The 23,378-nt window shown below is 42.0% G+C and carries 39 protein-coding genes and 1 rRNA gene; 2 read left to right on the forward strand and 38 right to left on the reverse strand.

What is annotated here, in order from left to right; all coding sequences use genetic code 11:
• The 3 genes from NV381_RS34310 to NV381_RS34320 all read right to left on the reverse strand — a co-directional run.
• Positions 1-214, reverse strand: a 16S ribosomal RNA gene (locus tag NV381_RS34310); the annotation flags it as partial.
• Positions 215-559: 345 nt separating this feature from the next.
• Complete coding sequence (locus NV381_RS34315) at positions 560-778, reverse strand: hypothetical protein (RefSeq protein ID WP_171651121.1); 219 nt, start codon at positions 776-778, stop codon at positions 560-562.
• 187 nt (positions 779-965) lie between these two features.
• On the reverse strand, positions 966-1,562 hold the full coding sequence (locus tag NV381_RS34320) for a stage II sporulation protein M (RefSeq protein WP_258217842.1): 597 nt from the start codon (positions 1,560-1,562) through the stop codon (positions 966-968).
• Positions 1,563-1,705: 143 nt separating this feature from the next.
• Between NV381_RS34320 and pdaB the strand changes: the two genes are divergently transcribed.
• Positions 1,706-2,491: a polysaccharide deacetylase family sporulation protein PdaB gene (pdaB, locus tag NV381_RS34325; protein WP_258217793.1), complete on the forward strand. Its 786-nt coding sequence runs from the start codon at positions 1,706-1,708 to the stop codon at positions 2,489-2,491.
• Between the two features lie 88 nt (positions 2,492-2,579).
• Here pdaB and NV381_RS34330 read toward each other — a convergent pair whose 3' ends face one another.
• On the reverse strand, positions 2,580-3,176 hold the full coding sequence (locus NV381_RS34330) for a KinB-signaling pathway activation protein (protein WP_258217794.1): 597 nt from the start codon (positions 3,174-3,176) through the stop codon (positions 2,580-2,582).
• A gap of 140 nt (positions 3,177-3,316) precedes the next feature.
• On the opposite strand from NV381_RS34330, the gene gerD reads away from it, so the two are divergent.
• Positions 3,317-4,003, forward strand: a complete 687-nt coding sequence (gerD, locus tag NV381_RS34335) for a spore germination lipoprotein GerD (RefSeq protein ID WP_258217795.1) — start codon at positions 3,317-3,319, stop codon at positions 4,001-4,003.
• Positions 4,004-4,065: 62 nt separating this feature from the next.
• On the opposite strand, the gene NV381_RS34340 is transcribed toward gerD, so the two are convergent.
• From NV381_RS34340 to rplB, 34 genes are all read right to left on the reverse strand, one after another.
• On the reverse strand, positions 4,066-5,148 hold the full coding sequence (locus tag NV381_RS34340) for an Mrp/NBP35 family ATP-binding protein (protein WP_258217796.1): 1,083 nt from the start codon (positions 5,146-5,148) through the stop codon (positions 4,066-4,068).
• Positions 5,149-5,210: 62 nt separating this feature from the next.
• Positions 5,211-5,963, reverse strand: coding sequence for an N-acetylmuramoyl-L-alanine amidase CwlD (gene cwlD, locus NV381_RS34345; protein WP_258217797.1), 753 nt, complete (start codon positions 5,961-5,963; stop codon positions 5,211-5,213).
• A 73-nt stretch (positions 5,964-6,036) separates the two neighbouring features.
• Positions 6,037-7,215, reverse strand: a complete 1,179-nt coding sequence (gene sat / locus NV381_RS34350; RefSeq protein ID WP_258217798.1) for a sulfate adenylyltransferase — start codon at positions 7,213-7,215, stop codon at positions 6,037-6,039.
• Between the two features lie 43 nt (positions 7,216-7,258).
• The gene (locus tag NV381_RS34355) at positions 7,259-7,951 is read right to left on the reverse strand and encodes a phosphoadenylyl-sulfate reductase (RefSeq protein ID WP_258217799.1); all 693 of its coding nucleotides are present in this window, start codon (positions 7,949-7,951) and stop codon (positions 7,259-7,261) included.
• Between the two features lie 205 nt (positions 7,952-8,156).
• Positions 8,157-8,549: a 30S ribosomal protein S9 gene (rpsI, locus tag NV381_RS34360; protein ID WP_171651108.1), complete on the reverse strand. Its 393-nt coding sequence runs from the start codon at positions 8,547-8,549 to the stop codon at positions 8,157-8,159.
• Positions 8,550-8,569: 20 nt separating this feature from the next.
• On the reverse strand, positions 8,570-9,007 hold the full coding sequence (gene rplM / locus NV381_RS34365; protein WP_171651107.1) for a 50S ribosomal protein L13: 438 nt from the start codon (positions 9,005-9,007) through the stop codon (positions 8,570-8,572).
• A gap of 226 nt (positions 9,008-9,233) precedes the next feature.
• Positions 9,234-9,992: a tRNA pseudouridine(38-40) synthase TruA gene (truA, locus tag NV381_RS34370; RefSeq protein ID WP_258217800.1), complete on the reverse strand. Its 759-nt coding sequence runs from the start codon at positions 9,990-9,992 to the stop codon at positions 9,234-9,236.
• A 133-nt stretch (positions 9,993-10,125) separates the two neighbouring features.
• Positions 10,126-10,491 carry a 50S ribosomal protein L17 gene (gene rplQ, locus NV381_RS34375; RefSeq protein WP_010498832.1) on the reverse strand — a complete coding sequence of 122 codons (366 nt, stop codon included), beginning with the start codon at positions 10,489-10,491 and terminating at the stop codon, positions 10,126-10,128.
• Positions 10,492-10,524: 33 nt separating this feature from the next.
• Positions 10,525-11,469: a DNA-directed RNA polymerase subunit alpha gene (locus tag NV381_RS34380; protein WP_133236160.1), complete on the reverse strand. Its 945-nt coding sequence runs from the start codon at positions 11,467-11,469 to the stop codon at positions 10,525-10,527.
• A gap of 125 nt (positions 11,470-11,594) precedes the next feature.
• Entirely contained in the window at positions 11,595-11,990 is a 396-nt protein-coding gene (gene rpsK, locus NV381_RS34385) for a 30S ribosomal protein S11 (RefSeq protein ID WP_089201728.1), read from the reverse strand.
• A 21-nt stretch (positions 11,991-12,011) separates the two neighbouring features.
• The gene (rpsM, locus tag NV381_RS34390; RefSeq protein ID WP_258217801.1) at positions 12,012-12,380 is read right to left on the reverse strand and encodes a 30S ribosomal protein S13; all 369 of its coding nucleotides are present in this window, start codon (positions 12,378-12,380) and stop codon (positions 12,012-12,014) included.
• A 16-nt stretch (positions 12,381-12,396) separates the two neighbouring features.
• Positions 12,397-12,510 (reverse strand): 50S ribosomal protein L36, encoded by a 114-nt coding sequence (gene rpmJ, locus NV381_RS34395; RefSeq protein ID WP_003333770.1) that lies wholly within the window; start codon positions 12,508-12,510, stop codon positions 12,397-12,399.
• Between the two features lie 92 nt (positions 12,511-12,602).
• Positions 12,603-12,821, reverse strand: a complete 219-nt coding sequence (infA, locus tag NV381_RS34400) for a translation initiation factor IF-1 (protein ID WP_009676800.1) — start codon at positions 12,819-12,821, stop codon at positions 12,603-12,605.
• Between the two features lie 2 nt (positions 12,822-12,823).
• Positions 12,824-13,132 carry a KOW domain-containing RNA-binding protein gene (locus NV381_RS34405; RefSeq protein ID WP_258217802.1) on the reverse strand — a complete coding sequence of 103 codons (309 nt, stop codon included), beginning with the start codon at positions 13,130-13,132 and terminating at the stop codon, positions 12,824-12,826.
• An 8-nt stretch (positions 13,133-13,140) separates the two neighbouring features.
• A complete protein-coding gene (gene map / locus NV381_RS34410) occupies positions 13,141-13,893 on the reverse strand; it encodes a type I methionyl aminopeptidase (protein WP_258217803.1) in 753 nt (250 codons plus the stop codon).
• The gene (locus NV381_RS34415; RefSeq protein ID WP_258217804.1) at positions 13,893-14,543 is read right to left on the reverse strand and encodes an adenylate kinase; all 651 of its coding nucleotides are present in this window, start codon (positions 14,541-14,543) and stop codon (positions 13,893-13,895) included. The genes map and NV381_RS34415 overlap by 1 nt, the downstream gene beginning before the upstream one ends.
• Before the next feature lie 84 nt (positions 14,544-14,627).
• Positions 14,628-15,929: a preprotein translocase subunit SecY gene (gene secY, locus NV381_RS34420; RefSeq protein ID WP_258217805.1), complete on the reverse strand. Its 1,302-nt coding sequence runs from the start codon at positions 15,927-15,929 to the stop codon at positions 14,628-14,630.
• Positions 15,929-16,369, reverse strand: a complete 441-nt coding sequence (rplO, locus tag NV381_RS34425; RefSeq protein WP_171651099.1) for a 50S ribosomal protein L15 — start codon at positions 16,367-16,369, stop codon at positions 15,929-15,931. Before rplO ends, secY begins: the two co-directional genes overlap by 1 nt.
• A gap of 39 nt (positions 16,370-16,408) precedes the next feature.
• A complete protein-coding gene (gene rpmD / locus NV381_RS34430) occupies positions 16,409-16,597 on the reverse strand; it encodes a 50S ribosomal protein L30 (protein WP_258217806.1) in 189 nt (62 codons plus the stop codon).
• A gap of 10 nt (positions 16,598-16,607) precedes the next feature.
• Positions 16,608-17,105 (reverse strand): 30S ribosomal protein S5, encoded by a 498-nt coding sequence (gene rpsE / locus NV381_RS34435; protein WP_094018036.1) that lies wholly within the window; start codon positions 17,103-17,105, stop codon positions 16,608-16,610.
• A gap of 26 nt (positions 17,106-17,131) precedes the next feature.
• Positions 17,132-17,500, reverse strand: coding sequence for a 50S ribosomal protein L18 (gene rplR / locus NV381_RS34440; protein ID WP_258217807.1), 369 nt, complete (start codon positions 17,498-17,500; stop codon positions 17,132-17,134).
• Positions 17,501-17,555: 55 nt separating this feature from the next.
• The gene (rplF, locus tag NV381_RS34445; RefSeq protein ID WP_258217808.1) at positions 17,556-18,098 is read right to left on the reverse strand and encodes a 50S ribosomal protein L6; all 543 of its coding nucleotides are present in this window, start codon (positions 18,096-18,098) and stop codon (positions 17,556-17,558) included.
• A 30-nt stretch (positions 18,099-18,128) separates the two neighbouring features.
• Entirely contained in the window at positions 18,129-18,527 is a 399-nt protein-coding gene (gene rpsH, locus NV381_RS34450; RefSeq protein ID WP_171651095.1) for a 30S ribosomal protein S8, read from the reverse strand.
• Positions 18,528-18,558: 31 nt separating this feature from the next.
• Positions 18,559-18,744 (reverse strand): type Z 30S ribosomal protein S14, encoded by a 186-nt coding sequence (locus NV381_RS34455; RefSeq protein ID WP_171651094.1) that lies wholly within the window; start codon positions 18,742-18,744, stop codon positions 18,559-18,561.
• 35 nt (positions 18,745-18,779) lie between these two features.
• The gene (gene rplE / locus NV381_RS34460; protein ID WP_171651093.1) at positions 18,780-19,322 is read right to left on the reverse strand and encodes a 50S ribosomal protein L5; all 543 of its coding nucleotides are present in this window, start codon (positions 19,320-19,322) and stop codon (positions 18,780-18,782) included.
• 32 nt (positions 19,323-19,354) lie between these two features.
• Positions 19,355-19,708, reverse strand: a complete 354-nt coding sequence (gene rplX / locus NV381_RS34465) for a 50S ribosomal protein L24 (RefSeq protein ID WP_258217809.1) — start codon at positions 19,706-19,708, stop codon at positions 19,355-19,357.
• Positions 19,709-19,828: 120 nt separating this feature from the next.
• Positions 19,829-20,197: a 50S ribosomal protein L14 gene (rplN, locus tag NV381_RS34470; protein ID WP_171651092.1), complete on the reverse strand. Its 369-nt coding sequence runs from the start codon at positions 20,195-20,197 to the stop codon at positions 19,829-19,831.
• Between the two features lie 42 nt (positions 20,198-20,239).
• Positions 20,240-20,503: a 30S ribosomal protein S17 gene (rpsQ, locus tag NV381_RS34475; RefSeq protein WP_258217810.1), complete on the reverse strand. Its 264-nt coding sequence runs from the start codon at positions 20,501-20,503 to the stop codon at positions 20,240-20,242.
• 24 nt (positions 20,504-20,527) lie between these two features.
• The gene (gene rpmC, locus NV381_RS34480; RefSeq protein ID WP_171651090.1) at positions 20,528-20,728 is read right to left on the reverse strand and encodes a 50S ribosomal protein L29; all 201 of its coding nucleotides are present in this window, start codon (positions 20,726-20,728) and stop codon (positions 20,528-20,530) included.
• Complete coding sequence (rplP, locus tag NV381_RS34485; RefSeq protein WP_171651089.1) at positions 20,718-21,152, reverse strand: 50S ribosomal protein L16; 435 nt, start codon at positions 21,150-21,152, stop codon at positions 20,718-20,720. Before rplP ends, rpmC begins: the two co-directional genes overlap by 11 nt.
• A gap of 2 nt (positions 21,153-21,154) precedes the next feature.
• Positions 21,155-21,820, reverse strand: coding sequence for a 30S ribosomal protein S3 (gene rpsC, locus NV381_RS34490; protein ID WP_258217811.1), 666 nt, complete (start codon positions 21,818-21,820; stop codon positions 21,155-21,157).
• A 13-nt stretch (positions 21,821-21,833) separates the two neighbouring features.
• Positions 21,834-22,169 (reverse strand): 50S ribosomal protein L22, encoded by a 336-nt coding sequence (gene rplV / locus NV381_RS34495; RefSeq protein ID WP_171651087.1) that lies wholly within the window; start codon positions 22,167-22,169, stop codon positions 21,834-21,836.
• Positions 22,170-22,209: 40 nt separating this feature from the next.
• A complete protein-coding gene (gene rpsS, locus NV381_RS34500; RefSeq protein WP_171651086.1) occupies positions 22,210-22,491 on the reverse strand; it encodes a 30S ribosomal protein S19 in 282 nt (93 codons plus the stop codon).
• 39 nt (positions 22,492-22,530) lie between these two features.
• The gene (rplB, locus tag NV381_RS34505) at positions 22,531-23,361 is read right to left on the reverse strand and encodes a 50S ribosomal protein L2 (RefSeq protein WP_258217812.1); all 831 of its coding nucleotides are present in this window, start codon (positions 23,359-23,361) and stop codon (positions 22,531-22,533) included.
• Between the last annotated feature and the right edge of the window lie 17 nt (positions 23,362-23,378).

The raw sequence follows: 23,378 nt of genomic DNA on the forward strand, positions 1-23,378 counted from the left end.
ATTGCTCCGTGTTTCATGAACAGAACATGCGTTCCATCCAGCTATCCGCTCTTAGCTATCGTTTCCGATAGTTATCCCGGTCTTACAGGCAGGTTGCCTACGTGTTACTCACCCGTCCGCCGCTAACTGTTCCCGAAGGAACAATCCGCTCGACTTGCATGTATTAGGCACGCCGCCAGCGTTCGTCCTGAGCCAGGATCAAACTCTCCATTAAAGTTGGCCACAAGGGCCGTTTAACGCAAGCTTGTCTTAAGCTCAAAAGTAATGCTAGCGAGAATTTGCATTCTCTATTTTAACACTCACTCGTTGTTCAGTTTTCAAAGGGCAATCGTTGACAAAGCGATACATTTTGCTGCGTATCTTCTTTTGTCATTTATTGTCGCTGTTTTTAGCGGCGACTTTTTTAATATACCACATTCACTCGGTTCAATGCAAGTATTATTTTTTACTGTTTGTTTTTCTCATACTTGCTTGATCCATTAGAACGCTTTGCCGTTTTAGCGGCGAGGAATAATGTATCACAGACTACAAATGAAAGTCAAGCATATTATAACAATTTTTAATGATACATTCTGTTCCTTGCATATTTGGATATTTCTTTAGGAGAAGCCAGCCTTGCATACATACGAAAAATGACTTTATATCGCGACTCAATGGCAATTTTAATATCTCCATCAATTCTCTTATCATTAAGATCAAACAGCATTTCATCCAACTCTTTTTTCAATACGTAATCAAGCTCTCTACATTCTCTTTCGTTAAATAAGAACCCGAGCATCGGCTTCTAAGCCCCTTTCATGTTAACTTACGGCATTATTTAGACACCAAAAAAGCATGCGAGGTAAAAAGCACATTATAGCGAAATCTAGATGTTACGCGCTTTTATCTTGCATACCTTTGCCAGCCAAGCATCTTGCATGCTTTACTGTTATGCACATATTTGGTTTTTTTTATGCTATTTAGTTTTATCGTTTTATGAGCCAATAGGTGAAAGTACTCTCAATCAATGCTGCGGCCGTTAAAGAAACAATTAATATCACGACAACCATCGGAATAGCTTTAGCAAATCCACGCAGTTCCTCTTTATATTTGACCGATCGCTCTGGACTAATTAGGGCTATTACCATCTTCAACATCAACGCACCTAACCGCAGCCCAAATGCACAGGCAAATACAATAGCTGGAATTTCAATGATCCCATGCGGCAAAATCCCTTTAATGAAATATAACAAGGATTCCTTTTGCGCAAAGTTTGAGCCTAAATAGCCAAGCAGCAATCCGTTAACCAGCAAAAACAATAAGGGAAGAACACCGAATATAGCTCCCAATGCAATAATTGCAACAGACTTAATGGTATTGTTCCAAAAAATAAGCCAAAACAATGACCACTGCTGATTCGGTTTATCTTTTAAAGATTGTGTTAATTGCTCCATCCCTTTGAGTTGGCTTTCAATGAATCCCTGAAATTGATCCGAATATCCCGCCCCTAATATAACTCCAAGAGTAAATACCAGAGCAGCCGCAATAAAATAATGTTTCATTAAACGAAACTGAAGCATCATATTTTTCACAATATCACTTCTCCCAAATTGATTTGAAACTACATAAGACTAGCATATCTTTCTTGTCCCAGCATACATTTTACTAATCTCAACTTATACAAGCTCTGCCTACATATGCAGGGGTAAAAAAGGAGGACAGGTTTGTGAATTATTTTTATGTTTTGAACGGAAGAAAATTAAAACAAGCACTCATTATTGCAGTCGCAGTGGTTTTTGCTATAGGTATTATTTACTCGGAACGAGACAATGTAACGGTGTTCTCACAAGGTGAGCCGGCAGCTATTTACAGTGTTCAGACGGAAAAAAAGGTCATAGCCCTCACTTTTGATATTAGCTGGGGTGACACTAGAACAGAACCCATTCTCAAAATTCTGGAGGATAAGGGGGTTAAAAATGCTACTTTTTTCTTATCGTCCCCATGGAGTAAGAGTCATCCTGACATTGTAACCCGTATTGCTAAGGGCGGCTGGGAAATCGGCAATCACGGACATAAGCACGTTAATTACAGCAGTCTGAATGACGAAGAAATCCGCAATCAGATTCAAACCTCTCATAAAATCCTCAATGAAGTTACCGGGCAAAACCCAACATTAATCCGCTTACCTAACGGGGATTTTGATAAAAGGGTACTGCGTATAGCAAATGATCTTAATTATACAGTGATCCAGTGGGATACGGATTCAATGGATTGGATGAACAAGGGAGTGGACAATATTATCAATCGAGTTGTGTCCAAAGCTCACCCTGGTGATATTGTATTAATGCATGCCAGTGATTCCTGCAAGCAGACGCATGAAGCTCTCCCCGTCATTATTGATCAATTGCGCGCCAAAGGGTATGAATTCGTTACAGTGGGTCAGCTGCTTAAACAAACACAGGTTAATAATAAGCCCCCTGTCGAAGATCAAGCAATGAAACATTTCCAATAATTCAAATCCACGTCACGTGACTTGCAATATCAGACTTCTTCAACTCCGCTGAAAACTTATAAAGTTTGATATTATAAAAAAAGAGCCGTTATAGCGGCTCTTTTTTTGCGCCCAGCACCTTTGACAAAATCAAAATTTGCCATGCATTGCTTGCCATCAAAGGAACCATCATAAACAAAGTGGAGGCAAAGCTGTTTAATCTTAACGCAGGCACTGCTTCAATGGCCGTTACAGCCGTCATAAAGAATAAGGTAGGAATAAATCCGTTGCGATTCGTTAATTTCACCTTCCATAATGCAGTCCCAACAGCAATAACAAGCATGGATATAGGTAAGATCATGTACGAAAGCCAGTTGCCTTCCGTCCCCATGTGGCGAAAATAAATCAAGTCAAACATCGTTATAACGATTAGAATAATTTGCAAAGTATCCCAAATCCATTTATTGCGAACAAAGCCAATAGCTAAAAACCTAATAATTAGATAAGCGAAAAAGCCCATTTGACTCAAAACACTTATCATCGCTCCACCTAACAGCATAGTAACGGCATTAAATCCGATTTCCTTACCGCCCAGAAGAGTAAATTGTTGGTCCGTAGTTTGTAAAATCAGTCCGATCACCAGAGCCGCACCGGCACCAATGAATAACGTTGTCCAAAATAAATAAAACCATTTTCTTAAAGTCACTACTTATACCCCCAAAACAGACTATGTTCAGAAGTTAATTGTACCAACGTTCACAATAAAAAGCCAATGAGCTATAGAGTGAAAATAAGGCACTTTGGCGAATAATAAGATCATCATTTTAAAGAAAGGAGCTTATGACCATGATCCTTAATAAGTGGTGGCAAAAGGTTCCGTTGATACTGTTCGTTTTAGTGCTGACTTCTTGCGGTTCTGAATCAAAGTCCTCCCAATCTTCACAGAACGGCGGTTATAAAGATACAAAGACAATGGTATTGGATATTCTTAAAACTGAAGATGGTCAAAAGGCAATCATCGCTGCACAAACGAAAGCCGCATCAAGCAGTGATGGCCAAATAAAGCTGCTATCAACGGGAGACTCCCAGCATATTCAATTAGCTGTTAAGGATGTTCTGACCGATACATCAAACAACAAATTTCTGCAGAACGTGATAACCGATCCGAAGTTTGCCGGCCAGTTTGCCAAAGCTATTCAGAAGGATATGAAGCAGCTTCAAAAGGATCTTATGAAAGATCCCGAATATCAGACAACTATGATCAGCACCTTGAAAAATCCTGATTTCGAGAAAATGCTTCTGGATACCATGAAAAGTCCGCAGTATCGTCAGCAAACGAAGACAGTCATGCAGGAATCCATGCAAAGCCCTCTGTTTCGATTAGAGCTAATGAATATTATGAAAAAGGTCCTTGAAGAGGAATCACAACCGAAGGCTCAAGGTCAAGGTGGTAGTGGTGGAGGCGGCGGGGGCGGAGACAGCAAAAGCGGTGGAAAAAGCGAAAGCGGCGGCGAGAAAAAACAAGGCCAGTAATTTAAATTTCGCTGCAGCCCTACATCAAGAAAAAGGACTGGCACCTAAGCCAGTCCTTCATTTTATGTCAATTTTCCGACAACATGCCGGGCTAGCTCTAAATAAATTTGTCCCGTTTCTGACTCTGCTTTATACACAGACGGCGAATACTCCGCTTCAGAAATATGGTTATCCGGTGCACCTAGTGGAATTTGAGCTACTAATTCGGTATGCAGCTCTTCGGCCAGCTTGGCGCCTCCGCCTCTGCCAAATACATATTCCTTCTCCCCGCACTTTCCGCACTGGTAATAGGCCATATTCTCAACGATACCCAGCATCTCATGCTCGGTATGTATCGCCATAGCGCCTGCTCTAGCCGCTACGAAAGCAGCTGTTGCATGTGGTGTCGTAACTATAATTTCCTTGCTCTGAGGTATCATCTGATGAACATCCAACGCAACATCTCCTGTACCTGGAGGCAGATCAAGCAGTACATACTCAACATCCCCCCAACTCACTTCCTGGAAGAAATTGCGCAGCATTTTCCCAAGCATAGGTCCCCGCCATATTACAGGTGTGTTTTCCTCAACGAAGAAGCCCATCGAGATTACCTTAACGCCGAAACGTTCTATAGGTATGATTTTGTTATCTACAAGCTCAGGCTTTTGATCAATTCCCATCATATCCGGAACACTAAAACCGTAAATATCAGCGTCCACTAGCCCAACTTTTTTGCCCATTCTAGCTAATGCAACCGCCAAATTTACCGTAACCGTTGATTTACCTACTCCACCCTTACCACTCGCAATAGCAATAAAGTGGACTCCTGCTGAAGGATCTAATATATTTCTAATTTCAGCTTTAACGTTATGTACTTCCGCTTGCGCCTGTTGTTGTTTAAGCTTAGCTTCATTTCTATCGAAATCGGATAACACACGGAAACGTAAATGAACTTCTTTCGCTCCTGCCTTTTGGAATGCACTCGTTATTTGTTCTTGCAGTAAATTTCTGTGTGCTTCATTATCCATGGACAATAATACGGTTGCGGAAACATGCTCTTCCTTGATCATAATATCCCGGACAAACTGCAGCTCTGCCAGGTCCAGTTGAAACTCAGGGTCACGCACATGACGTATTGCGTTCAATAAATCTTCTTTCGTTAGCACATCTTCACCTCAACTAATAGATTATCTCTTCTTCTACTACCTTTTATTATATCACAATTTCTTTAGGAACCCACTTTTTCCCCGGCGTAGTACCTCAATATCCCTTGATAGATGGATGCAGCAATTTTTTTCTGGTAGGCTGGTGTATTTAATAAATTGGCTTCTGCCGGATTGGATAGAAATCCAACTTCTACCAAAGCACTTGGGATCTGCAATGATTTAAGCAAAAATACATTTTCCACCGTTTTTGCGACTCGATCTGTATTTTTCAAATTTTTCTTCACTTCATCTTGAATTAATGCCGCTAATACTCCACTTTGCTTATGTGTAGGGTAGTAAAAGGTTTGTGCTCCGCTCCATTTAACGGATGGAATAGCATTCAGGTGAATGCTCACAAACATGTCGGATTTCTGCTGTATAATAAATTGTGCTCTATTTACCAAATCCTCCGTTTTTCTTTTGCTGTACCCTTTTGTAGACGGTTGTGCCAAATCTTTATCTTCTTCCCGAGTCATAACAACCAAAGCGCCGGCTTCCTGCAAATAATCGCGAAGATGCAAAGTAATCGCCAAGTTGATATCTTTCTCAATAATTCCATCCTTGCTTTCAGCACCTCCATCAGGCCCTCCATGGCCTGGGTCCAGTGCGATTTTCTTCCCTGATAAGGGCATAGTCCAGTTTGTCCATGTGCTTGTAGCAGGAAGCTCATAGGTAAACATAAATAGCATTAGTCCTACAAGTAAAGCCGTCATGACCAATTTAAGGCCACCAGACATCGTAAGCCAAACAACGACCCTCTTTCTTCTTTTAAACATAAAAAAATCCACCTCGCATCCCCATAGACTCATTAACATCATATGGGATGAGGTGGACAAATATACCTTCGTCCTACACCTGGTATTCCGGTTCTTTCATGCCTTCAATTAGCACCTTCGCCACTTCGGGACGAGTAAATTCCGGAGGCGGACATTGACCGTCACGGAGCAATGCACGTACTTTAGTTCCAGACAAATGCATGTGATCAGCTTTATCATGCGGGCATGTTTTGCTAGAAGCCATGTTGCCGCATTTCGTGCAGAAGAAACTGTGCTCAAAGAACAGAGGTGTAATACCTAGCTCTTCTTGAGTAAAGGTTTTGAAAATTTCTTGGGCTTCATAAGTACCATAATAATCGCCTACACCTGCATGATCACGGCCAACAATGAAATGCGTGCAGCCATAGTTTTTACGTACCATTGCATGGAATATCGCTTCACGAGGGCCTGCGTAACGCATAGCCGCGGGGAACACACCCAGGAAGGCACGGTCCTTCGGATAGTAATTCTCCAGCAATACCAAGTAACTGAGCATGCGTACATCTGCAGAAATATCATCCGATTTGGTTTCACCCACCAATGGATTCAAGAATAAAGCATCCACGATTTCCATTGCGCTCTTCTGAATATACTCATGAGCCCGGTGAACCGGATTACGCGTTTGAAAGCCCACGACTGACTTCCAACCATTTTCCACAAAAAGACGACGTGTTTCAGAAGGATCAAAGTAAAATTGTTCAAACTTCTCAAGCTTAGGACGATTCAATACTTCAATGGGTCCCCCAATATTAATATTAGGTCGGGAAAGAAGCTTCTGAACACCAGGGTGCTCAATATCATCTGTTTTAAAAACTTTTACTGCCTCGTCCTTATGATCAACCTTATAAATACTTTGAACATCCAATATCCCGTACACAACGCCGTCGTGCTCACCGACAAGCGCCACTTGCTCCCCAATTTTCAATGATTCAGCTACATCCTCTTCCACAGCTAGTGTAATCGGAATACTCCATACAGTACCATCAGCCAGGCGCATATTATTTACTATTGATGTATAATCTTGTTCGATCAGGAAGCCCGTTAGAGGCGAAAATGCACCGACGCCAATTAAATCAAGATCTGAGATGGTCCAAGAGTTGATTTTTAATTGAAATAATCCCTTTGCCAGCTCTAACAAATTATCTCTTTGCTTTCCTTGAACTACGCGATTAATTAATAAGCCACCGTGAGGTTGAATGGTTTCTACAGTCATGGAGAAATAGCCCCCTCTTTCGAGAATAATTAAACTACCTCTATTATTTATGAAGTCCGCATTCTGTCTTTTCATTCCCTGCCCAGCGTCCTGCACGTGGATCTTCTCCAGGCATAACTTGACGCGTGCAATGAGAACAGCCGATGCTTGGGTAATGGTTGTCATGCAGCGGGTTGTATATAACATTATTATTACGAATATAATTCCAAACATCTTCTGAAGTCCAGCTTGCCAATGGATTAAATTTAACTAAACCGAACTTTACATCATATTCAACTTTTTTCGCATTAGCACGAGTAGGTGCTTGATCGCGGCGAATTCCTGTAATCCAAGCGTCATAATTTTTCAAAATATCAGTCAATGGGTCGACTTTACGGATATTACAGCATTGATTCGCATTGCTTTTCCATAATTCTTCACCAAACTGAGATGCTTGCTCATCCAAAGTTAGCTTGGGTAATACCTGAACAAATTCTAATCCATAATGCTGTTCTAGGCGGTCACGTGTATCCAAGGTTTCTTGAAAATGAACATTAGTATCCAGATAAAAGATATCGCTTTTAGGACTTATTTTCTGAATCATATCAACTAAAACAACATCTTCAGCGCCGAAGCTACAGGCTAATGTAAGGTTAGGGAATTTTTCTACCGCCCATGCTATAAGCGATTCTGGAGATTGATTTTCAAAAGTTTCCGCGGCTTCTTGAATCATTTTTTCCTTTTCAAATAGGTTCATAACTTTCTCCTCCTGTACTTTTAATTCCGAGTATATTAATCTGTTTTATTATATATAATTTATTATAGCTTTCGAAGACTTTTTGTCAAATTAAATTTTTCTCGGGCTAATTATTATTATATTCGGGCTTTTGCCTAAAGGTGTTATGAAAAACAAAAAACCTTTCCACCATAATAGCGGAAAGGTTTTTATAGTAAGTAAAGTATTAACGTTTCGAGAACTGAGGAGCACGACGTGCTGCTTTCAAACCGTACTTCTTACGTTCCTTCATACGAGGATCACGAGTCAAGAATCCTGCTTTCTTCAAGGATCCACGGAATTCAGGATCAGCTTTCAGAAGTGCACGGGAAATGCCGTGACGGATTGCTCCTGCTTGTCCAGAGATTCCTCCACCGTTAGCAATAACCAATACATCGTATTGACCTAATGTTTCAGTTAGGTTTAAAGGTTGTTTTACGATCAGTTTCAATGTTTCCAAACCGAAGTATTCATCTAGCTCGCGTTTGTTGATTACAATACGGCCTTCGCCTGGTACCAAACGTACACGTGCTACCGAATGCTTACGACGGCCTGTTCCATAATATTGAACTTGTGCCACAAGACAGTCCTCCCTTTATATTATCCGCGAAGTTCATACACAACAGGCTGTTGAGCTTGGTGTGGATGTTCCGATCCCGCGTATACTTTTAATTTTGTTTTCATGCTGTCGCCAAGACGATTTTTAGGAAGCATACCGTGAATCGCAAGTTCGATTACACGCTCAGGCTTATTGTTAATCATATCTTGTGCTGAAGTTACTTTCAAACCACCTGTGTACATAGAGTGACGGTAGTACATTTTGTTTTGCAATTTTTTACCCGTCAAATGGATTTTCTCTGCATTAATGACAATAACAAAGTCTCCTGTGTCAACATGAGGTGTGAATTCAGGTTTGTGTTTGCCGCGAATCAGGCTTGCTGCTTCGCTTGCAAGACGACCTAGAGTTTTGTCAGTCGCGTCGATAATGTGCCATTTGCGTTCTACTTCATTAGGCTTAGCCATATATGTGGTACGCATCAATAGTTCCTCCTAAACATTTTGCATTTCAGTGCTCATAATGATAAGACAACTCAGTTGTGATGGACAACTAGTCATTTCATCATCTTATATCTATTTGTATCGTTCATAATTATTTAAATAGGTTTTGACCCTGCCTTGATCCGGGGCCGTGGGATAGCCGATCAAGAAACGCCAATTGATATTGTACTACATCTGAAGGAACAAATCAAGACGTTATTCCAGCCTATTTATATAATACTTCCCACAGCGTTAATCCATGCGACATTGCTGTCGGACCGGCACTGGCGCGATTACGTGCATTCAGTATGTCCTTAACTTCCTCGCTGGAACGTTTGCCTTCTCCGACTTGAATTAAGGTTCCCGCAATGATCCTTACCATGTTGTATAAAAAACCGTTACCGGTCAAATATATATGAATAGCATAGGATTGTAAAAGGGGGTCGAGCTGCTCACATTCCATTCTTGCTTCATAAACCGTACGAATATTAGATACCTTCGTAGAGCGAACGGAACAGAAGGATGTGAAGTCATGCTCACCTTTAAGGTATTCGAGCCCTGCTCTCATCTCTTCTGTATTAAGAGGTGTAGGATGATAAAACTCCAAGTGCCTTTTAAATAAATCGGGATGTTTTCCGCAACGAATCGTATACCGGTACGTTTTTTGAACAGCCGCTCTTCTTGAATGGAAGTTATCATCTACAAGCTTTGCTCCACTTACTAAAATATCTGCAGGCAATAGTGTATTCAAAGCCATACACCATCGCTCTACCGGTATTTTTGAAGCCGTTAAATAGTTGATGACTTGACAGCGTGCATGTACTCCTGCATCCGTCCGGCCTGACGATGTTACTTTTATCGTCTCCCCAGTCAATGACAGAAGAGCTCGCTCCAAAACGTCCTGAATAGTATTCTGATTAGGTTGGGTTTGAAAACCGCAGTATGCTGTTCCGTCATAACTGACAGTCATGCAAATGTTTCTCACGGTCTACCTCCGTAATTCCATCACACTTGTTGCAGCTGATAAATCTGCAAAGAAGCATCAGTTGACAACCTCAGGCTACAAAAAAAAGGGTTTCATCAGAATCAAGATGATCCCGTCCACCCTTCCTACCCTTTTATGCACGATCTACAAGCTCTAAATATACCATAGGCGCTGCATCGCCGCGACGAGGTCCAAGCTTTAAGATTCGAGTGTAACCACCTTGACGTTCTGCGTAACGAGGAGCTAGATCAGAGAACAATTTTTGGATTGCATCTTGATTCTCGTTTGCTGCTTCACGACGAACAAAGGAAGCAACTTGACGGCGAGCGTGAAGATCTCCACGTTTTGCCAGTGTGATTAATTTTTCTGCTATGGAGCGCAATTCCTTCGCCTTAGCTTCAGTCGTTTGGATGCGTTCGTGTATAAACAAGTCAGTTACCAAGTCGCGAAATAAAGCTTTACGCGCACTGGAATCACGACCTAATTTTTGGTATGCCATTTGTGCAACCTCCTTCTGCTTAATTAGAGACGATTAATCTTCCATTCTAAGGCCAAGACCAAGCTCTTCCAGCTTTTCTTGTACCTCTTCTAGAGATTTACGTCCAAGATTACGAACCTTCATCATGTCTTCTTCCGTTTTCGTAATCAGTTCCTGTACAGTGTTGATGCCAGCGCGCTTCAGGCAGTTGTAAGAACGGACAGAAAGATCAAGCTCTTCGATAGTCATCTCAAGCACTTTTTCTTTCTTGTCTTCTTCTTTCTCCACCATAATTTCAGCGTCTTTGGCTTCATCAGTTAAACCGACAAACAACATCAGATGCTCCGTTAAAATCTTGGCGCCCAAGCTTACAGCTTCTTCAGGTCGAATACTTCCATCGGTCCAGACTTCGAGGGTTAGTTTGTCATAGTTAGTTACTTGACCGACGCGAGTGTTTTCAACGCTGTAGTTGACGCGAGTAATCGGAGTGTAGATCGAATCAATCGGAATAACTCCGATTAATTGCTCTTCTTTTTTGTTTTTGTCAGCTTGTACGTATCCGCGACCACGATTAGCATGAATACGCATGTGAAGACGCGCGTCAGAGGATAATGTAGCGATATGCAAATCCGGATTAAGGATTTCTACATCGCTATCACCGCGAATGTCGCCAGCTACAACAGCACCCTCACCTTCAGCATCGATCTCCAACACTTTCTCTTCGTCGGAGTGAATCTTTAACGATAGCCCTTTAAGGTTAAGGATAATCTCCGTAACATCTTCCATAACGCCTGGAACAGTTGAGAACTCGTGCAAAACTCCATCGATCTGAACGGAGGTTACAGCAGCCCCCGGTAAAGAGGACAGCAAGATTCTGCGAAGCGAGTTCCCAAGTGTAGTTCCATAGCCTCTTTCCAATGGTTCAACAACAAATTTGCCATATGACCCATCTTCACTCAATGATACGGTTTCTATTTTCGGCTTTTCGATCTCGATCACTTATAACCCTCCTTCAAAACGTCGGTTTCCCTCTGGATAACTTAAGACGCATAAAACGTGCAGTATATCTATCCAAATAGTATTCACCAATATTGGATAATTATACCACTATTCGCAATCCTGAATTAGACACGACGACGTTTTGGAGGACGGCAACCGTTATGTGGAACAGGAGTCACGTCTTTAATCAGGTTTACTTCCAAACCTGCTGCTTGCAGAGAGCGGATAGCCGCTTCACGACCTGCACCAGGGCCTTTAACCATAACTTCTACTACCTTCATGCCATGCTCCATAGCTGCTTTCGCTGCAGACTCAGCTGCCATTTGAGCAGCAAAAGGAGTGCTTTTACGAGAGCCTTTAAAGCCCAGGTTTCCTGCACTAGCCCATGAGATTGCATTACCATGAGGATCTGTGATAGTTACAATCGTGTTGTTAAACGTAGAGCGGATATGAGCCACTCCAGTATCAATATTTTTCCGATCACGGCGTTTGGTACGAACAACTTTTTTAGGTTTAGCCATTTTAAGTGTTAACCTCCTTTACTATTTTTTCTTATTAGCTACTGTACGACGAGGACCTTTTCGTGTACGAGCATTAGTTTTAGTACGTTGACCACGAACAGGTAAGCCGCGGCGGTGACGAACACCACGATAGCATCCGATTTCGATCAAACGTTTAATGTTCAACGCGATTTCACGACGAAGATCACCTTCAACCTTAACCGTTTTATCAATTGCGTCACGAAGTTTGCTTACTTCGTCTTCCGTCAAATCGCGAACGCGAGTAGATGAACTAACACCAGTGTTAGCCAGAATTTTTTGGGAAGTAGTTGTACCGATACCAAAAATGTAAGTCAACGCGATTACAACGCGCTTATCACGAGGTAAGTCTACACCAGCAATACGTGCCATTTATACGAGCACCTCCTTAACCTTGTTTTTGTTTATGCTTAGGGTTTTCGCAAATTACCATTACGTTACCTTTGCGGCGAATGACTTTGCATTTCTCGCAAATGGGTTTGACCGATGGTCTAACTTTCATTTTGATTACCTCCTGTGAGTTTTCGGAAGAAAACTTACTTCGTAAGGATTACAGAGCTTGCTTAGCAAGTTGGTTTCGAACAAAATACCGATTTATTTAAAACGATAGGTTATACGGCCTCTGGTCAAATCATAAGGCGAAAGTTCCACCGTCACTTTGTCACCAGGCAAGATCCGAATAAAATGCATTCTGATTTTTCCGGATACATGAGCAAGTATCTTATGACCGTTCTCCAATTCAACCTTAAACATTGCATTAGGAAGAGGTTCAATCACTGTACCTTCAACTTCAATTACATCTTCTTTGGCCACAGTCATTCTCCTTTCTCTTGTGCTTCTGATTCCATTTGATCCACATACTTAAAGAGTGCGAACCTCAGTTTACCGTTAGTTACGCGACCGCTTTCGAACAAGCTATCCACTACTTCACTGCTAACCATTTGCAGCAGCTCGAGATGACTCAAATTTTTCTTCTTAGGATGGTCAAATTTCCGTTTGTCGCCGTCTGCAATCCATACGAAACGTTGGTCTTCGACGCTGATTATAACAGCGTACTTCCCGGAATCTTTACCACGAACAATCCTAACAATTTGTCCGAGCTGAGGTATGTTAACCGAATTCACTTTATCACCTACGATCCAGACTTAGTGAGTATTTCATACCCTTCTGGAGTAATAGCGATGGTATGCTCAAAATGTGCGCACAGTGTGCCATCCACTGTAACAACCGTCCAATTGTCCGCCAGTGTTTTTACGAATCTTTCACCGACGTTGACCATGGGTTCAATTGCTAATACCATACCAGGTTTCAGACGAGGTCCTCGTCCTGGTAAACCGTAATTCGGAATTTGTGGCTCCTCATGAAGCTCAGAGCCAATTCCATGCCCTACATATTCTCGAACAATTGAAAAACCTTCATCCTCAACGCATTTTTGAATCGCATGAGAGATAGTGAATAATCGTGCATCCGGTTTAGCTTCTGCCAGACCATCGTACAAGCTTTTTTCAGTTACCTCTAATAACTTCTTAGCCGTTTCCGAAATTTCACCTACACCATACGTCCAAGCAGAATCTCCATGATATCCTTTGTACTTAGCACCGATATCAAGACTGATGATGTCACCATCTTTAAGCTTACGTCCACTGGGGATGCCGTGAACCAATTCATCATTAACTGAAGCACAGATGCTGCCAGAAAAACCGTTATAGCCTTTAAAAGATGGGGTTGCACCCTGACTGCGAATAAAATCTTCTGCGATTTGATCCAACTCTTTGGTTGTAATATCGGGCCGAATCGATTTCTGTAATAAGCGATGCGTTTCGGCTACTATGCGTCCGGCTTCCCTCATTAAATCCAATTCAGCTGCTGATTTACAAATGATCATTACGCTTGCCCTCGCAATAGTGAACTGATTTGTGCAGTAACCGTATTTATTTCTTGCTCACCGTTAACCTCACGCAAGTTTCCTTTGTCACGATAATACGACAGCAAAGGTGCCGTCTTGTTCATGTACTCATCAAGACGAGTACCTACTTTTTCTTCGGTATCATCCGATCTTTGATACAGTTCACCTGAACACTTATCACATACATTTTCAGTTGCAGGGGGGTTAAACAAGATATGATACGTAGCTCCACATGCTCTACAGATCCTTCTTCCAGTCAATCGAGCTAATAATAGATTGCGATCAACACTCAAGTTAATCACATGATTTATGCTTTTACCCATAGCATGTAATATTTCGTCAAGCGCTTCTGCTTGAGAAATTGTTCTTGGAAACCCGTCAAGCAGGAAACCAGGAGCACAGTCAGACTGTTGAAGTCTTTCTTTCACAATACCTATGGTAATTTCGTCTGGTACCAGTAAACCTTGATCCACATACTTCTTTGCTTCAAGTCCTAGTGGCGTTCCCTGTTTCATTGCCAAACGAAACGCATCACCCGTAGAAATATGCGGGATTTGAAATTCATTGACGATACTTTCCGCCTGTGTACCTTTACCTGCACCAGGAGGCCCCATAAAGATTACGTTCATAATGACTTCCTCCCCATCACATCAAGTGATGCTAACAGCACAATAGGTGCCGATAGTTGATAAATCACTACCAGAACCTATTCGCTATTTATTAATGAAGCCTTTGTAGTGACGTTTGATCAATTGGCTCTCGATTTGCTTCATCGTTTCCAAACCAACACCAATAACGATCAGCAGGGAAGTTCCACCTATGCTTACCGAAGCAGGCAAGCTGGCTAATTTCCCCAATATCATAGGCAAGATGGAGATCAGAGAAAGAAAAATAGCACCAGACAAAGTAATGCGTGTCATTACTCTTGTTAAGTACACAGCTGTTGTTTTACCAGGACGAATCCCAGGAATATAACCGCCGTTTTTCTTCATTTGATCGGCCATTTGCTCAGGGTTAATTTGAACAAACGTGTAGAAGAAGGTAAAACCAATGATTAACAGCACATACAAAGTCATCCCGAGTGGATGTGTATAGTTGAGGTTAGTAATAATCCAGTCCGCTACGACATTACCTCTCCAAAAATTTGCTATGGTAGGAGGAAAAACGAGTAACGATAGAGCAAAGATTACTGGAATTACGCCTGCAGCATTTACCTTTAACGGAATGTGTGTAGATTGACCACCATACATCTTACGGCCAACCACACGTTTTGCATACTGAACTGGAATTTTACGTACGCCTTGTTGAATAAAGATTACACCAGCAATAATTGCAATAATTACTACTGCAATAATCACCATTTTAATAATATTCAAGAAAAGCGCATCTCCAGCTTCAGCAAACTGTGTTTTGTAGATCTGCGAAATTCCAGTTGGAATTGCAGCCACAATCCCTGCGAAGATGATAATGGAAATACCATTTCCAATACCATTTTCAGTGATTTGTTCCCCTAACCACATCAGAAAAGCAGTACCAGCAGTAAGAACAATTGCAATTAAGGCATATGTTGTGAAGTTGGGACTCACAACCAATCCAGCGTAGATCTGATTAAAGCCGATCGCCAAACCAAACGCTTGGATAATACCTAACACAATTGTACCATACCGAGTAATTTGTGCTAATTTCTTCCTGCCAACTTCTCCTTCTTTGGCCCATTGAGCAAACCTTGGTATTACATCCATCGATAATAGCTGAACTATAATCGAAGCTGTAATATAAGGCATAATCCCCATCGCGAAGATGGAGAATTGAAACAATGCACCACCGGAGAAGGTGTTCAACAAGCCAAATACATCACTGGAATTGGCATGGTCCTGAGCTTTAAGAATAGCTGTGTTAATGTTAGGTACTGGAATGAAAGCACCAATTCTGTAGACGATTAATACCAACAAGGTAAAGAGGATTCTTTTCCTGAGATCGTCCACTTTCATAATATTGGATATGGTACGAAACATTAAATCACCTCGGTTTTACCGCCGGCAGCCTGAATTTTATCTACCGCAGATTGGGAGAACTTATTAGCTTTTACGTTCAATTGAACAGTAATCTCACCATTACCCAAGATTTTAATGCCGTCTCTTGCATTCTTAACGATACCGGACTCTTGAAGTACTTCTGGCGTTACTTCCGTGCCAGCAGCAAACTTATTAAGTTCAGTTAAATTCACGATTGCAAATTCCTTACGGAAATGATTAGTGAATCCACGCTTAGGCAAGCGACGGTATAGAGGATTTTGTCCTCCCTCAAAACCAGGACGTACGCCACCGCCAGAACGAGCATTTTGCCCTTTATGACCGCGAGTTGATGTTTTACCCATACCACTACCGATTCCGCGTCCTACGCGTTTACGGGCTTTACGGGATCCAACTGCTGGAGTAAGTTCATGCAATTTCATCGTTTGCACCTCCTCTAATTCTTATTGATAAAAACTTATTTATGCTTCTACTTCTTTAACTTCTACTAAATGACTTACTTGATTAACCATACCGCGAATCGCTGCATTGTCTTGTTGTGTTACGATTTGGTTAATTTTACGCAATCCAAGAGAAGTTACAGTACGACGTTGTACTTCTGGACGACCGATAAGGCTGCGTTTGAGGGTAATTTGCAATTGTTTAGCCATGGTATCCCTCCTAACCTAACAGTTCTTCAACAGTTTTGCCACGCAGCTTTGCAACTTCTTCAGCACGCTTTAGACGTTGCAAGCCTTCTAGTGTAGCATTAACCATGTTGATGGAGTTAGAAGATCCTAGGGATTTTGTCAAAATGTCGCCTACGCCAGCAAGTTCTAATACTGCACGAACTGGGCCGCCGGCAATAACGCCAGTACCTTTGGAAGCTGGTTTCAAAAGAACGTTGCCTGCTCCAAATTTACCGATAACCAAGTGAGGGATGGTAGTGCCAACGATAGGTACATGAATCAGGTTTTTCTTAGCGTCTTCGATACCTTTACGAATTGCATCAGGTACCTCTCCAGCTTTACCGATTCCTGCGCCTACCCAGCCATTACCGTCGCCTACAACAACAAGTGCGCTGAAGCTGAAACGACGTCCGCCTTTTACTACTTTAGCAACGCGGTTAATGTTAACAACTTTTTCAGTTAACTCTAAAGTATTGGGATCAATACGCAAGTGACTTTACCTCCTTGTTAATTCTATTAAAATTCAAGACCTGCTTCACGAGCTGCATCAGCTAAAGCTTGCACACGTCCGTGATATAAGTACCCGCCGCGGTCAAAAACAACTTTAACAACACCAGTCGTTTTAGCACGCTCAGCAATCAAAGATCCGACCTTGCGAGCTGCGTCAATATTACCACCGTTACCGATACCGTCTTTCAACTCTTTATCTTGAGTTGAAGCGGAAGCGATTGTTACGCCCGACACATCATCAATCAATTGAGCGTACATGTGTTTGGATGAACGGAAGATATTCAAGCGTGGACGTTCAGCCGTTCCTTGAATTTTCTTACGTACACGTAGATGTCTTTTTAGACGAGCTTTATTTTTATCGGCTTTTGTAATCATTCCGAGGTTCACTCCTTTCAACATGACTGAAACACTATCGCTCTAAGCGATTAGCTTACTTCTTCTTACCAGCTTTACCTTCTTTACGAAGAATACGCTCGCCTTCGTACTTAATACCTTTACCTTTATATGGTTCAGGCTCACGAACAGAACGAACCTTCGCTGCAGTAGCGCCGACCAACTCTTTATCGATACCTTTAACGATAATTTTGGTGTTTGTAGGTACTTCGAACTCAATACCGTTCTCTGGCTCAATTTCAACCGGATGGGAGTAACCAACGTTCAAAACCAGCTTGTTGCCAGTTTTATTCGCACGGTAACCTACACCAACCAAATCAAGGTTTTTAACAAAGCCGTCTGTAACACCGCTAACCATGTTAGCAACAACACTTCTTGTTGTTCCATGAAGGGAACGATGTAGTTTATTATCAGAAGGACGTTCTACTAAAAGCTCAGTTTCAGTAATAACGATCTTCATGTCTTTGTGTAATTCGCGGGATAAAGTACCTTTAGGACCTTTAACCGTTACACGAGTGTTTTCCAAAGTGACATTAACGCCACCAGGGATTGTAATTGGCTTACGACCAATACGGGACATGGTATGCACCTCCGTTCATTTAAGTTCTGATTACCAAACGTAGCAGATAACTTCTCCGCCGGCTTTGGTTTGACGAGCTTCCTTATCTGTCATGACACCGTGGGAAGTGGAAATAATCGCAATCCCCAAACCGCCAAGTACACGAGGAACCTCTTGACTTTTTGTATAAACACGCAAGCCAGGCTTGCTGATTCTTTTAAGACCGGAGATAACACGCTCATTGTTAGGACCGTATTTCAAGAACAAACGGATAATCCCTTGCTTGTTATCTTCGATATATTCAGCGTCGCGGATGAAACCTTCTTTTTTCAAGATCTCAGCAATTTCTCTTTTGATCGTTGAAGCAGGAATTTCTACCGTCTCATGACGCACTACATTTGCATTACGAATGCGAGTAAGCATATCTGCAATTGGATCTGACATCACCATTTTTGTAAACCTCCTTCCCGAAACTTGGGTTTTACCAGCTTGCTTTTTTAACGCCAGGAATCTGGCCTTTGTATGCTAGTTCACGGAAACAAATTCTGCAAATCTTGAATTTCCGAAGAACTGAATGCGGACGACCGCAGCGTTCGCAGCGAGTGTAAGCCTGCACCTTAAATTTAGGAGGGCGCTGCTGCTTCACTATCATTGAAGTTTTTGCCACTTACTTTTACACCTCCGGGGCTTAACCGATCCGAATTACTTCGTAAACGGCATACCTAATTGAGTTAATAATTCACGGGACTCTTCGTCTGATTTAGCAGTTGTAACAATAACGATATCCATACCGCGCACTTTATCTACTTTATCGTACTCGACTTCCGGGAAAATCAATTGTTCTTTAAGACCCAAAGTGTAGTTTCCACGACCGTCAAATGCTTTGGAAGAAACGCCGCGGAAGTCACGAACACGTGGAAGAGCCACGTTGAACAATTTATCCAAGAAATGATACATACGCTCGCCGCGCAAAGTTACCTTTACGCCGATTGGCATATTCTCACGCAATTTAAAACCTGCGATTGATTTTTTTGCTTTTGTTACTACCGGTTTTTGACCCGAGATTAGCTGAAGATCTTGAACCGCCACATCCAGCACTTTGGAGTTGGAAACTGCTTCACCAACACCCATGTTGATAACGACTTTCTCAATCTTAGGCACCTGCATTACTGTACTATAGTTAAACTTTTGAATTAACGCAGGAGTAACCTCGTTCAGAAAACGATCCTTTAATCTTGCTGCCATGTTTCATGTACCTCCTTTCCTACCTTATACGATTAATCGATGACTTCACCGGATTTTCTAGCAATACGCACTTTTTTTCCGTTGTCCAAAACTTTGTAACCTACACGAGTAGGTTGGCCGCTCCTAGGATCAATCAGCATCACGTTGGATACGTGAATTGGTGCTTCTTGAGAAATGATACCACCTTGAGGATTAGCTTGTGATGGCTTAGTGTGCTTCTTGATCAAGTTCACACCTTCAACCAGCACGCGGTTTTCACGAGGGTATGCTGCGATTATACGGCCTTTTTTGCCTTTATCTTTACCAGTAATCACAAACACAGTATCATCTTTTTTCACGTTCAATTTGTTATTATGAGACTCCAATTTCTTGGGTTGCTTTGGCATTGAGTTTCCACCTCCTGAGAACGTTCGTAGAACGTTAGCTTCGAAAGCTTACGTTTAGTTTTCGTTAGAAAGCTAATTTCGTAAGAATTATATATCATTCAGCTGCTTAGCAGCTTCTTATTAGATAACTTCTGGTGCAAGAGAAACGATTTTCATGAATTCTCTGTCGCGAAGTTCACGAGCAACTGGTCCGAAGATACGAGTTCCACGAGGACTCTTATCGTCTTTTACGATTACAGCCGCATTTTCATCAAAGCTAATGTAAGAACCATCTTTACGACGAGCTCCACGTTTAGTGCGAACGATAACCGCCTTAACTACATCACCTTTTTTGACAACGCCGCCTGGTGTTGCTTCTTTCACGGAACAAATGATTAAATCACCGATGTGACCCACACGACGACCAGTACCACCCAACACACGAATACACATAAGTTGTTTGGCGCCTGAGTTGTCAGCCACATTTAAACGAGATAGAGGTTGAATCATTGTTTAAACCCTCCTTCCGGAATTGATGCATCAATGCATATCTTAAACGATTACGGCTTTTTCTACTACTTCGATCAATCTCCAACGTTTGTCTTTGGAAATCGGACGAGTTTCCATAACTTTAACAACATCACCGATTTTAGCTTCGTTGTTTTCATCATGTGCTTTGAATTTCTTAGTATATTTGATTCTCTTGTGATAAAGATCGTGTTTCTTGTATGTTTCAACAGCGATAACAATGGTTTTGTCCATTTTGTCGCTCACGACTTTGCCAACTTGAGTTTTACGATCATTACGTTCACTCATTGGAAAATCCTCCTCTCTCATTCATTAACTAATGATTCCCAGTTCTCTTTCACGCAAAACAGTCTTTGCACGAGCAATCTCTTTGCGGACTTCTCGAATCTGGACTGGATTATCCAGTTGACCGGTAGCTAGTTGAAAACGGAGGCTAAAGAGTTGTTCCTTAAACCCAGAAATCTTTTGTTCAATCTCAGCAGTGGTTAAGTTACGAAATTCACTAGCTTTCATTTGCTTCACCACCTACATCTTCTCTTTTAACAAACTTAGTTTTGATTGGCAGCTTGTGAGAAGCAAGACGCATTGCTTCGCGAGCAATCTCTTCGCTAACACCAGCCAATTCAAACATTACTTTACCTGGTTTTACAACAGCAACCCATTTTTCCACGTTACCTTTACCGCTACCCATACGTACTTCAAGCGGTTTTTGTGTAACTGGTTTAGCTGGGAAAATTTTAATCCATACTTTACCGCCACGTTTGATATAACGAGTCATAGCAATACGAGCAGCTTCGATTTGACGGTTGGTAACCCATGCAGGCTCCATAGCTTGCAAACCGAATTCACCGAAATGTACTTCCGCTCCGCCTTTAGCTTGGCCGCGCATTTTGCCACGGTGCTCTTTACGGTGTTTTACACGTTTAGGAACTAACATAATTAGTTGCCTCCTTCCGTAACAGCCTTTTTCTTAGCCGTTGGAAGAACTTCGCCGCGATAGATCCACACTTTTACGCCGATACGGCCGTAGGTAGTAGCTGCTTCAGCTGTACCATAGTCAATATCTGCACGAAGTGTATGAAGAGGTACTGTACCTTCACTGTAGCCTTCTTGTCTAGCGATTTCAGCTCCGCCTAAACGACCGCTAACTGATGTTTTGATACCTTTTGCTCCGGATCTCATTGTTCTTTGAATAGCTTGTTTCATTGCTCGACGGAACGATACACGACGCTCCAATTGTTGAGCAATGCTTTCAGCAACAAGAATCGCGTCAAGCTCAGGGTTTTTGATTTCAGAGATATTGATGTGAATTTTCTTGCCGTTAGACAGGTTTGCGATATAAGTACGGATCACTTCAATCTCAGAACCGCCCTTACCGATAACCATACCAGGCTTCGCCGTATGAATAGTAACATTTACACGGTTAGCTGCACGTTCGATATCAATATGAGAAAGAGCTGAATCTTTCAGCTTTTGCTTTAAGTATTCACGAATTTTGACATCTTCCATAAGCAAGTCGCCAAAATCTTTACCTGCGAACCATTTGGATTCCCAATCGCGAATAATCCCAATTCTAAGTCCTACCGGGTTTACTTTCTGACCCACACGTTATCCCTCCTTATTTTTCAGATACCACTACTGTAATGTGGCTGGTACGTTTATTGATACGACTCGCACGTCCCATAGCGCGAGGACGGAATCTTTTCATTGTCGGCCCCTGATTAACAAATGCCTGAGAAATAACCAAGCTGTTAGGGTCCATGGAATAGTTGTGCTCTGCATTTGCAATTGCAGAATTCAAAACCTTCTCAACGATTGGAGATGCTGATCTAGGCGTATGACGCAAGATTGCAATTGCCTCTCCAACTTGCTTACCGCGGATCAAGTCGATCACCAATTGCGCCTTACGAGGTGCAATTCGAACGAATCTTGCAATGGATTTTGCTTGTTGCATGGAAGTACCTCCTTTCATTTACAACTTAATTCGTGAAAACTTAGCGTTTGCTTGTTTTCTTGTCGTCACCATGACCTTTGTAAGTACGAGTTGGAGCAAACTCACCTAGTTTATGTCCAACCATATCTTCCGTTACGTAAACCGGCACGTGCTTTTTACCATCATATACCGCAAAAGTATGACCGATAAATTGCGGGAAAATAGTAGAGCGACGCGACCAAGTTTTGATCACTGATTTCTTAGTAGTACTGTCACCAACCGCAGCAACTTTCTTCAAAAGATAGTCGTCTACAAAAGGACCTTTTTTCAAACTACGACCCATGTTTCGTTCCTCCCTTCTTCAACCGTTCCGAGAAATGAATTACTTCGTACGACGACGTACGATATATTTATCAGAAGCTTTACCTTTTTTACGAGTTTTATAACCAAGAGTTGGTTTACCCCAAGGAGACATAGGAGATTTACGACCGATAGGAGCACGGCCTTCACCACCACCGTGTGGGTGATCATTCGGGTTCATTACTACGCCGCGTACTTCAGGTCTTTGACCCAACCAGCGAGAACGTCCTGCTTTACCGATTTTAACCAATTCATAATCTTCGTTACCAACGGAACCGATAGTCGCGCGGCAAACTTTCAAGATCTTTCTAACCTCACCAGAGGAAAGACGAATGGTAACATAACGGTCTTCCTTACCCAACAATTGAGCTTCTGTACCGGCTGCGCGAACCAATTGGCCGCCTTTGCCTGGCTTCAACTCAATGTTATGAATCACAGTACCCACTGGAATGTTCTCAAGCGGCAATGCATTACCGATTTTGATATCTGATCCAGGACCTGATTCAATTTTATCAGCAACTTTCAAGCCTTTTGGAGCGATGATATAACGTTTCTCTCCATCAGCATAATGAATCAAAGCGATGTTAGCTGAACGGTTAGGATCATACTCAATTGTAGCAACGCTACCTGGTATTCCATCTTTATTCCGTTTAAAATCGATAATCCGGTATTTACGCTTATGTCCTCCACCTTGGTGACGAACCGTAATTTTACCTTGATTGTTACGACCCGCTTTTTTGAACAACGGAGCAAGCAATGATTTCTCCGGTGTAGCTGTCGTAATTTCTTCAAACGTTGAAACCGACATAGCACGTCTTGCTGGTGATGTTGGTTTATATTTTTTGATTGGCACTAGGATTCCCTCCTTAC

Origin of the sequence: Paenibacillus radicis (ex Xue et al. 2023), assembly GCF_024722015.1 — a bacterium.
Taxonomy (GTDB): Bacteria; Bacillota; Bacilli; order Paenibacillales; family NBRC-103111; genus Paenibacillus_S.

Excerpts from the sequence above, each read along its gene's own strand:
- rplR (WP_258217807.1), bottom strand. The coding sequence starts at position 17,500 with ATGATTACAAAAGCCGATAAAAATAAAGCTCGTCTAAAAAGACATCTA.
- rpmC (WP_171651090.1), bottom strand. The coding sequence starts at position 20,728 with ATGAAAGCTAGTGAATTTCGTAACTTAACCACTGCTGAGATTGAACAA.
- NV381_RS34315 (WP_171651121.1), bottom strand. The coding sequence starts at position 778 with ATGCTCGGGTTCTTATTTAACGAAAGAGAATGTAGAGAGCTTGATTAC.
- rplO (WP_171651099.1), bottom strand. The coding sequence starts at position 16,369 with ATGAAATTGCATGAACTTACTCCAGCAGTTGGATCCCGTAAAGCCCGT.
- secY (WP_258217805.1), bottom strand. The coding sequence starts at position 15,929 with ATGTTTCGTACCATATCCAATATTATGAAAGTGGACGATCTCAGGAAA.
- NV381_RS34320 (WP_258217842.1), bottom strand. The coding sequence starts at position 1,562 with ATGATGCTTCAGTTTCGTTTAATGAAACATTATTTTATTGCGGCTGCT.
- rplN (WP_171651092.1), bottom strand. The coding sequence starts at position 20,197 with ATGATTCAACCTCTATCTCGTTTAAATGTGGCTGACAACTCAGGCGCC.
- cwlD (WP_258217797.1), bottom strand. The coding sequence starts at position 5,963 with ATGTTTAAAAGAAGAAAGAGGGTCGTTGTTTGGCTTACGATGTCTGGT.
- rplX (WP_258217809.1), bottom strand. The coding sequence starts at position 19,708 with ATGCCAAAGCAACCCAAGAAATTGGAGTCTCATAATAACAAATTGAAC.
- NV381_RS34355 (WP_258217799.1), bottom strand. The coding sequence starts at position 7,951 with ATGAACCTATTTGAAAAGGAAAAAATGATTCAAGAAGCCGCGGAAACT.
- rplP (WP_171651089.1), bottom strand. The coding sequence starts at position 21,152 with ATGTTAGTTCCTAAACGTGTAAAACACCGTAAAGAGCACCGTGGCAAA.
- rpsS (WP_171651086.1), bottom strand. The coding sequence starts at position 22,491 with ATGGGTCGTAGTTTGAAAAAAGGTCCTTTTGTAGACGACTATCTTTTG.
- rplE (WP_171651093.1), bottom strand. The coding sequence starts at position 19,322 with ATGGCAGCAAGATTAAAGGATCGTTTTCTGAACGAGGTTACTCCTGCG.
- rplV (WP_171651087.1), bottom strand. The coding sequence starts at position 22,169 with ATGCAACAAGCAAAATCCATTGCAAGATTCGTTCGAATTGCACCTCGT.
- gerD (WP_258217795.1), top strand. The coding sequence starts at position 3,317 with ATGATCCTTAATAAGTGGTGGCAAAAGGTTCCGTTGATACTGTTCGTT.
- rpmD (WP_258217806.1), bottom strand. The coding sequence starts at position 16,597 with ATGGCTAAACAATTGCAAATTACCCTCAAACGCAGCCTTATCGGTCGT.
- rpsM (WP_258217801.1), bottom strand. The coding sequence starts at position 12,380 with ATGGCACGTATTGCTGGTGTAGACTTACCTCGTGATAAGCGCGTTGTA.
- rpsQ (WP_258217810.1), bottom strand. The coding sequence starts at position 20,503 with ATGAGTGAACGTAATGATCGTAAAACTCAAGTTGGCAAAGTCGTGAGC.
- rpsK (WP_089201728.1), bottom strand. The coding sequence starts at position 11,990 with ATGGCTAAACCTAAAAAAGTTGTTCGTACCAAACGCCGTGATCGGAAA.
- NV381_RS34415 (WP_258217804.1), bottom strand. The coding sequence starts at position 14,543 with ATGAACGTAATCTTTATGGGGCCTCCTGGTGCAGGTAAAGGTACACAG.
- map (WP_258217803.1), bottom strand. The coding sequence starts at position 13,893 with ATGATCATTTGTAAATCAGCAGCTGAATTGGATTTAATGAGGGAAGCC.
- rplF (WP_258217808.1), bottom strand. The coding sequence starts at position 18,098 with ATGTCCCGTATTGGTCGTAAGCCAATTACAATCCCTGGTGGCGTTAAT.
- rplM (WP_171651107.1), bottom strand. The coding sequence starts at position 9,007 with ATGCGTACCACATATATGGCTAAGCCTAATGAAGTAGAACGCAAATGG.
- rpsH (WP_171651095.1), bottom strand. The coding sequence starts at position 18,527 with ATGGTGATGTCAGATCCAATTGCAGATATGCTTACTCGCATTCGTAAT.
- sat (WP_258217798.1), bottom strand. The coding sequence starts at position 7,215 with ATGACTGTAGAAACCATTCAACCTCACGGTGGCTTATTAATTAATCGC.
- rpmJ (WP_003333770.1), bottom strand. The coding sequence starts at position 12,510 with ATGAAAGTTAGACCATCGGTCAAACCCATTTGCGAGAAATGCAAAGTC.
- rplQ (WP_010498832.1), bottom strand. The coding sequence starts at position 10,491 with ATGGCATACCAAAAATTAGGTCGTGATTCCAGTGCGCGTAAAGCTTTA.